A 7,775-nucleotide genomic window follows, 5' to 3' on the forward strand; every position below is an offset into this window, starting at 1 on the left:
ACCGCCACCGCCACCGCCACCGCCACCGCCACCGCCACCGCCACCGCCACCGCCACCGCCACCGCCACCGCCACCGCCACCGCCACCGCCACCGCCATCGCGCGCGCCGCACGCGGCGCGGCCCCCGGTGCCGCCCGCCCACGCGCCTTTCCCGCCTCTCCAGCCAAGGAGCTACGGATGCCCCTCACCAGCACCACTCCAGCACAGCGCCGGCGGCAGCCCTCCGGCATGCCCACGTGGAAGTACCGCACCTATCCGCCGGTCGAACTCCCGGACCGCACCTGGCCGGACCGGGTGATCACCGAAGCGCCCCAGTGGTGCGCGGTGGACCTGCGCGACGGGAACCAGGCCCTGGCGCAGCCCATGGACCTGGAACGCAAACGGAGACTGTTCGACCTCCAGGTCCGCATGGGCTTCAAGGAGATCGAAGTGGGGTTCCCCGCCGCCAGCCAGACCGACTTCGATTTCGTGCGCACGCTGATCGAGGAGGACCTGATCCCGGACGACGTCGCGATCCAGGTCATCACTCCGGCGCGCGAGGAGCTCATCCGCCGCACCTTCGAGTCCCTGCGGGGCGCCCGCCACGTCATCGCCCACCTGTACAACTCGACGTCCTGCCTGCAGCGCGAGGTCGTGTTCGGCATGGACCGGGCACAGATCCTGGACCTGGCCGTCCGGGGCACCCAGATGTGTGCGAAGCTCGCCGAGGAGCTGGCCGGCTCCTACGTGCAGTACGAGTACACCCCGGAGTCGTTCACCGGAACCGAACTGGACTTCGCGCTGGAGATCAGCAACGCCGTCACGCAGGCGTGGGGCCCGACCCCCGAGCACAAGATGATCCTCAATCTCCCGGCCACCGTCGAGATGTCGACGCCGAACATCTTCGCGGACCAGATCGAGTGGATGCACCGCAACCTGGACCGCCGCGACTCCCTCGTGCTATCCCTGCACCCGCACAACGACCGGGGCTCGGCGGTCGCCGCCGCGGAACTCGCCTGCGCGGCGGGCGCCGAGCGGGTGGAGGGCTGCCTCTTCGGCAACGGGGAACGCACCGGGAACGTGGACCTGGTGACACTCGGCCTGAACCTCTTCACCCAGGGCATCGACCCGATGATCGACTTCTCGGACCTGGAGGCCATTGCGAAGACGGTCAGCCACTGCAACCGGCTGCCGGTGCACCCCCGGCACCCGTACGCGGGCGAGCTCGTACACAGCGCCTTCTCCGGATCCCACCAGGACGCGATCAAGAAGGGCTTCGAGGCGCGCGAGCGCAAGGCCCGTGCTGGCCAGGACGTGTGGCGGACGCCGTGGGAGGTGCCTTACCTGCCCATCGACCCCAAAGACATCGGCCGCGATTACGAGGCCGTCATACGCATCAACTCGCAGTCGGGCAAGGCGGGTTCGGCCTACCTGCTCAAGAGCGAGTACCAGCTGGACCTGCCCCGGCCGCTGCAGGCGGAGTTCGCCGGCGTCGTCCAGCGGCACACGGACGACGGGGGCGTCGAGCTGTCCTCGGAGGCGATCTGGGCCATATTCCGGCGCGAGTACCTGGAGGCCCGCGAGCCGATCGCGCTGCTCGGCCACGAGTTGACCACCTCCCGGGACGGCGAGGGGAGGGACATCGAGTGCACCCTGCGCCTCGGTGACGACGTCGTCGTGGCGCGGGGTTCGGGCAACGGCCCCGTCGACGCGCTGCTTGACTGCCTCGCCTCGGCCGGACACCCCGGGTTCCTGGTGCGCGGCTTCACGCAGCACGCCCTCACCTCCGGAAGCGACACCCGCGTCGCCGCCTACGCATACATCGGACGCGGGGGCGAGTCGGTCTGGGGAGCCGCTGTGGACTTCGACCTCGGCACCGCCTCGCTGCAGGCCGTGCTCAGCGGGATCAACCGGCTGTCCTCGCGGATCACCACGGCACCGGTGTCCTGAGGCCACCCTGCGGGGGCGGCCGGATCCGCCCCCGCCCGGCGGCACGTCCGCCCCCACCCGAAGCAGGAGGCTTCGCGTATGTCTCGCAGTATTCGTCTCGCAGTGATTCCCGGTGACGGTATCGGTCAGGAAGTGGTGGCCCAGGGCCTGAAGGTCCTCTCGGCCGTCCTGCCCGACGACGTGCAGCTGGAGACCAGGCACTACGACCTGGGTGCCAGGCGCTGGCACGCCACCGGCGAGACCCTCCCCGACACGGAACTGGAATCGCTGAAGGACCACGATGCGATCCTGCTCGGCGCGATCGGCGACCCGTCGGTGCCCTCCGGCGTCCTGGAACGTGGCCTGCTGCTCAAACTGCGCTTCGCCTTCGACCACTACGTCAACCTTCGCCCGGCGAAACTCCTGCCCAACACCCCCACCCCGCTCGCCGGCCGCCCCGCCATCGACTTCGTCGTGGTCCGCGAGGGCACCGAAGGCCCCTACGTCGGCAACGGGGGCTCCCTGCGCACCGGCACCCCCGCCGAAGTCGCCACCGAAGTCAGCCTCAACACCGCCTACGGCATCGAACGCGTCATCCGCGACGCCTACGCCCGCGCCGACGCCCGCCCCCGCAAAAAACTCACCCTGGTCCACAAGAACAACGTCCTGGTCCACGCCGGCCACCTGTGGAAGAACACCTTCGACGCCATCGGCGCCGAATACCCCGAGGTCACCACCGACTACCTGCACGTCGACGCCGCCACGATCTTCCTGGTCACCCAGCCCGAGCGCTTCGACATCATCGTCACCGACAACCTCTTCGGCGACATCCTCACCGACCTGGCCGCCGCCGTCACCGGCGGCATCGGCCTGGCCGCCAGCGGCAACATCAACCCCTCCGGTGCCTACCCCTCGATGTTTGAACCCGTCCACGGCTCCGCCCCGGACATCGCCGGCACCGGCAAGGCCGACCCCACCGCGACCGTCCTGTCCGTCGCCCTGCTCCTGCAGCACCTCGGCCACGAAACCGAAGCCGCCCGCATCGAAGCCGCCGTCACCGCCGACCTCGCCGAACGCCACGGCCCCCGCGCCACCGACGAGATCGGCGACGCACTCGCCACCCGCGTATCCGTCTGACCCGTGCCAGAAAGGTTCCGATGTCGACCATACCCGCGATCGAGTTCAAGCCGTCCGCACACCCGCTGTCCGCCGTGGAACGCGACCGTATTCTGGCCGACCCCGGATTCGGCCGCCACTTCACGGACCACATGGTGACCGTCAGGTGGACCGCGGGGCGGGGCTGGCACGACGCGCAACTCGTGCCGTACGCACCGCTGTCGTTGGACCCGGCGAACATGACCCTGCACTACGCGCAGACCATCTACGAGGGGCTCAAGGCGTACCGGCAGCCCGACGGGGGCGTGGCGGCTTTCCGCCCCGGGGAGAACGCCCGGCGGTTCCGGCACTCCGCACGCCGCATGGCCATGCCCGAACCGCCCGCCGAGCTGTTCACCGCCATGTGCGACGCCCTCGTCGACCAGGACCGCGCCTGGGTGCCCGGCGGTGGTGAACGGTCGCTGTACGTGCGGCCGTTCATGTTCGCGGCGGAGACCGGGCTCGGGGTGTGCCCGGCCGGAGAGTACCTCTTCGCCGTCATCGCCTGCCCGGTCGGCGCGTACTTCTCCGGCGGCGTCGAGCCGGTCTCCGTGTGGCTGTCCGAGGAGTACGTGCGCGCCGCGCCCGGCGGCACCGGCGCAGCCAAGACGGGCGGCAACTACGCGGCGTCCCTGGCCGCCCAGGCGAAGGCCATCGAGCACGGGTGCGACCAGGTCGTCTGGCTGGACGCCGTCGAGCGCCGCTGGATCGAGGAGATGGGCACCAACAACCTGTTCTTCGTGTACGGGGAGCGCCTGGTGACTCCCGAGCTCACCGGATCGCTGCTGGCCGGGATCACCCGCGACTCGGTGCTCAGGATCGCCGCCGATCTCGGCTACCGGGTCGAGGAGGGGCGGGTGTCCGTGGAGGACTGGGAGAAACACAGCGCGGACGGCTCGCTCACTGAGGTCTTCGGGTGCGGCACCGCCGCCGTCATCACCCCCGTCGGCTCGGTCACCTGCACCCGTACGAGCTGGACCGTGGCCGACGGGCGGCCCGGCCCGGTGACCCGGAAGCTGCGCCGGGCGCTCCTGGACATCCAGACCGGTGCCGCGCCCGACCCGTTCGGCTGGCTGCACCGGATCCCGGCAAGCCCACGCACCAGGCCGTGACCGCAACTCCCCCGAAAACTCCGGAAGAAAGCGCTGGTGAACCGTGACATCACTGATCGCCCAGGATCGCGTTCCCACTGTCGACGACATCGACCCGTCCTTCATCTTCCTCAGTCCGACCGTCATGAAGGAGTCCGACTTCGAGGCCGGCGAGGAGTTCCGCGACCCGGTCGAGCCGCGCGTGATCCAAGGCATCGACCACAGCGCCCAGCGCGATCTGGCCGTCGCGGACGCCGAGAGATTCGTGCACGCCAAGCGTGACCTATTACGCGCCGCGCCGACCACGTACGACAAGGTCTTCGCGCTCATGGCGGCGGCACGCTACCGGGCTGGGAACCTCCGGCAGACCCGGTTCGCCGAGAACAAGGAGATCTTCCGCCCGACCGTGTCCTCCCGCATGGCGGCCGACGAGCCGTTGCAGTTCGTGCTGCCGTCGTTCCCGTTCAAGCTGCCGAACCTGGCCAAGTCCACACGGCGCGCCCCGGACATGGCGGAACTGCTCTGTCTGCGCAGGCTGTACGAGATGTGCCACGCCATCGGTCTGGTGTACCCGCCCGGAGCCGAGTTCGTGATCGTCTCGGACGGCCGGATCTACCGGCACATCTGCGGCGTCACCGCCCACGAGGCCGCGGTCTACTTCGAGCGCAGCCAGGAGATGATCAAGGCCATGGGGGCCGGCGACCGGCTCGTCTACACCGACATGACCGACCTGGTTGCCAGCCGGCAGGACCGCTTCGACCGGCTGCACGAGAGGCTGCGCCCGGTCCTCGCCCAGTGGTGGCGGCAGAACCCCGACAACCTGAGGCGCCTGACGCTCATCAAGAACTTCACCGTCAACGTCAACACCTCGGGCGGGATCATCCACGACCTGCTGCAGACGGCCCAGAAGAACCTCTTCCTGGGCACCGCCCACGACGACGCCGACACCCTGGCCAACCTCCGGCGCGTACGCACACGGCTGTCCCGGCGGGCGAACGAAGCCGCCTTCGAGTTCGCGCTGCTGCTCTATACCCTCAAAGAGCTCGACCTCGTGCACGCGTGCTACCCGGGGGCGGTGCGCGCCACCGTGCACCCCAAGCCCGGCCAGTGGGGCGTCAACCTCGTCAACGACAAGTGCGTCGTCTTCCCATGGGGCGGGACCGCCTACGACAAGGGCGGGGACACCTGGCGGATCCGCTACGAGATAGACCTGCAGCGCACCGACGCACGGCCGGTCCACCTCGCGGGTGACCCCTTCCCCTTCTTCTACGAGAACCCCAGCTGAGCGGCCGAGGAACCCGTATGTCCCGCAACCTCGAACAACCTGCCGTCGGCGCGGCCGGCCGCGCCCCGCGCCAACGGCGGGAGGGCACGCGGCGGCAAATCGTCCTGCTGTCGGCGGCACAGGCGCTGTTCCTGTGCTCCATCAGCGTGGACCTGACCGTCACGGGCATCGTCGGCTACGAACTCGCGCCCACCCACGCGCTCGCCACGCTGCCGTTCGCCCTCATCACCCTGGGCGCGGTCGTCACGACCGTGCCTGCCTCCCTGCTGATGGCACGCGTCGGCCGCCGTACGACGTTCCTGGCCGGGACCGTCCTCGCGGCGGCCGGAGGAGCCGCCTCGACCGCCGCCGTGAGCCTCGGCCACTTCGGCCTGTTCTGCGCCGGGACCGCGTGCATCGGCGTCTACCAGGGTTGCGCCGGGTACTACCGCTACGCGGCGGCCGATCAGGTCGCGCCCGAGCGACGCGGCCGGGCCATCTCCACCGTGCTGGCCGGCGGTGTCGTCGCCGCCGTGGCCGGCCCCTTCCTCGCCAAGGCCACCGTGCACACGCTGGACGCGGCCTACGCCGGCTCGTATCTGCTGGTGACAGCCCTCGCCGTGGCCTCGGCCCTGGTGCTGTGCCTGTTCCGGGACCGGGCGGCGGACCTGCCGCGCGCGAGCGCGAGGAGCCGTGCGCCGCGGATCCCGCTGCGGGTGGTCTTCGCCCAGCGCGGCTTCGTCATCGGCACACTCGCCACCACCACCGGCTACTTCACCATGATGGTGCTGATGACGGTGGCGCCCGTGGCCGCGCTCCGGCACGGTCACAGCGTCGGCCAGGGCGCAGCCGTCATCCAGTGGCACATGGTCGGCATGTACGCCCCCGCGCTCGTGGCCGGCCCGGCCATCAAACGGATCGGCGCCGTCCGGCTTCTGCTCATCGGGGTCTGCGCCTCCATGGCGGGCAGCGCCGTGGCGTACACGGGCGGGGACCAGCGGCATTTCATGACCGCCCTCGGCCTGGTCGGCGTCGGCTGGAGCGTCATGTACGCCTCGGGCACGACGCTGATCGCGCACTCCTACCGCCCCGAGACCGCGTCGCGCACCCAGGCGGTCAGCGAGTCCCTCACCATGGGGGCCGCGGCGGCCGCGAGCCTCGGCGCCGCCGCGCTGCTGCAGGCGAGCGGCTGGACCAACCTGAATCTGCTCATGCTCGCCGTCCTCGTCCCTACCGCGGTGGCGACCCTTGCGTTCCTCTCTTCGGAGCGACGCGGCACCGCCTCCGGGATCTGACGCGGCGGGGCGGTCAGGGAACGCCACAGGCCGCAGCCGCGGGTTGCGGGGCCTTACTGGAGTGGGCGCTTGGGGCGGGCTAGTGGCTCGTCACGCAGTCTTGACCGGGTATTCGGTCCACTGACGGATCGGGGAGTCGGGAGTGAAGTTGATCTTCGGCTCGGCACGGGCATTGCGCCAGCGCACGTAGGCACCGATGGCAGCGTTCTGCTCGCCGTGGCTACGGTGGTTTCGGTGTCGTTGAGCGCAAAATAACGCAGGGCCGGGAACTCCGATTCGACCCAGTTCAGCCACGAGCCGTAGGTCGGTAGGAAAACGAGTTCGACGTCGTTGTCGGCGGCCCAGATGCGGACGTCGGCGAAGTTGTCCAGCACCACCTACAGCTTCTCCTCGGGCCAGCGGGTGCGCAGGGCCTGAGTAAGCCGCCTGACCGGGGCTTTTGCGGTGCGACTGATCCGCTGCAGCCGACGACCCTCATCCATGCTGACCGGACCGACGAACACACTCGGTCGACGCCCCACCATCACCTCCAAGATCAGGTCCTGGAGACAGTCTGCTGACCGCCAAGCAGCACGTCGATTACCCGGCCAAGGAACCGCGACAAGCCACTAGCTCGTGGACGTCCCAGTTCCGCAGCCACTGAGAGATGGCGTCGTCCTCGCGGGGCGTGCGGCGTCGGGTAGCGCACCGGCTTGGTGAAGTATCCCGCAGCCCGTCAGCGGGGCCCGGAGAAGCTCACGGATGCCTTCGACCCCCTGCATAAGGCCGCCGCGGGCCTACTGCGAGGGGTGGAGGTCGAGATCCATGGGGGCGTGAGTGAGCGAAATGGTGAATAAGACGGTGTCCTATGTGGTGAGGCGGACGAGTCGCTTGTAGCAGCACAGAGCGGCGGCGAAGCCGAGAAAGGCCAGGTAGTTACGAGGATGACGTTCGTAGGGGGCTGAGCCGGCGGGAGCCGGACAGCCACGAGATCGTGCGCTCGATCACCCACCTACGACGCCCTAACCGTTCGCTGGACTCGATGCCTTTGCGGGCGATGCGCACGCCAATGCGCTTGCCTCG

The 7,775-nt window shown here is 69.7% G+C and carries 5 protein-coding genes and 1 pseudogene; 5 read left to right on the forward strand and 1 reads right to left on the reverse strand.

Annotated features, from left to right (window positions below; translation table 11 throughout):
• Positions 1–177 precede the first annotated feature (177 nt).
• From leuA to ACTWQE_RS33040, 5 genes are all read left to right on the forward strand, one after another.
• On the forward strand, positions 178–1,929 hold the full coding sequence (gene leuA / locus ACTWQE_RS33020) for a 2-isopropylmalate synthase (RefSeq protein WP_443332781.1): 1,752 nt from the start codon (positions 178–180) through the stop codon (positions 1,927–1,929).
• 78 nt (positions 1,930–2,007) lie between these two features.
• Positions 2,008–3,045 (forward strand): 3-isopropylmalate dehydrogenase, encoded by a 1,038-nt coding sequence (locus tag ACTWQE_RS33025; RefSeq protein WP_443332777.1) that lies wholly within the window; start codon positions 2,008–2,010, stop codon positions 3,043–3,045.
• 20 nt (positions 3,046–3,065) lie between these two features.
• Positions 3,066–4,175, forward strand: coding sequence for a branched-chain amino acid aminotransferase (locus tag ACTWQE_RS33030; protein WP_443332778.1), 1,110 nt, complete (start codon positions 3,066–3,068; stop codon positions 4,173–4,175).
• Between the two features lie 43 nt (positions 4,176–4,218).
• The gene (locus tag ACTWQE_RS33035) at positions 4,219–5,439 is read left to right on the forward strand and encodes an L-tyrosine/L-tryptophan isonitrile synthase family protein (protein ID WP_443332779.1); all 1,221 of its coding nucleotides are present in this window, start codon (positions 4,219–4,221) and stop codon (positions 5,437–5,439) included.
• A gap of 17 nt (positions 5,440–5,456) precedes the next feature.
• The gene (locus tag ACTWQE_RS33040; protein ID WP_443332780.1) at positions 5,457–6,713 is read left to right on the forward strand and encodes an MFS transporter; all 1,257 of its coding nucleotides are present in this window, start codon (positions 5,457–5,459) and stop codon (positions 6,711–6,713) included.
• Between the two features lie 845 nt (positions 6,714–7,558).
• On the opposite strand, the pseudogene ACTWQE_RS33045 reads toward ACTWQE_RS33040, so the two are convergent.
• Positions 7,559–7,775: pseudogene (locus ACTWQE_RS33045) on the reverse strand (IS5/IS1182 family transposase); the annotation flags it as partial.

Source organism: Streptomyces sp. 8N706 (genome assembly GCF_052245415.1).
In the GTDB taxonomy this organism is placed as follows: domain Bacteria; phylum Actinomycetota; class Actinomycetes; order Streptomycetales; family Streptomycetaceae; genus Streptomyces.

Coding starts and splice junctions, on each gene's coding strand:
- leuA (WP_443332781.1), top strand. CDS start 178: ATGCCCCTCACCAGCACCACTCCAGCACAGCGCCGGCGGCAGCCCTCC.
- ACTWQE_RS33025 (WP_443332777.1), top strand. CDS start 2,008: ATGTCTCGCAGTATTCGTCTCGCAGTGATTCCCGGTGACGGTATCGGT.
- ACTWQE_RS33030 (WP_443332778.1), top strand. CDS start 3,066: ATGTCGACCATACCCGCGATCGAGTTCAAGCCGTCCGCACACCCGCTG.
- ACTWQE_RS33040 (WP_443332780.1), top strand. CDS start 5,457: ATGTCCCGCAACCTCGAACAACCTGCCGTCGGCGCGGCCGGCCGCGCC.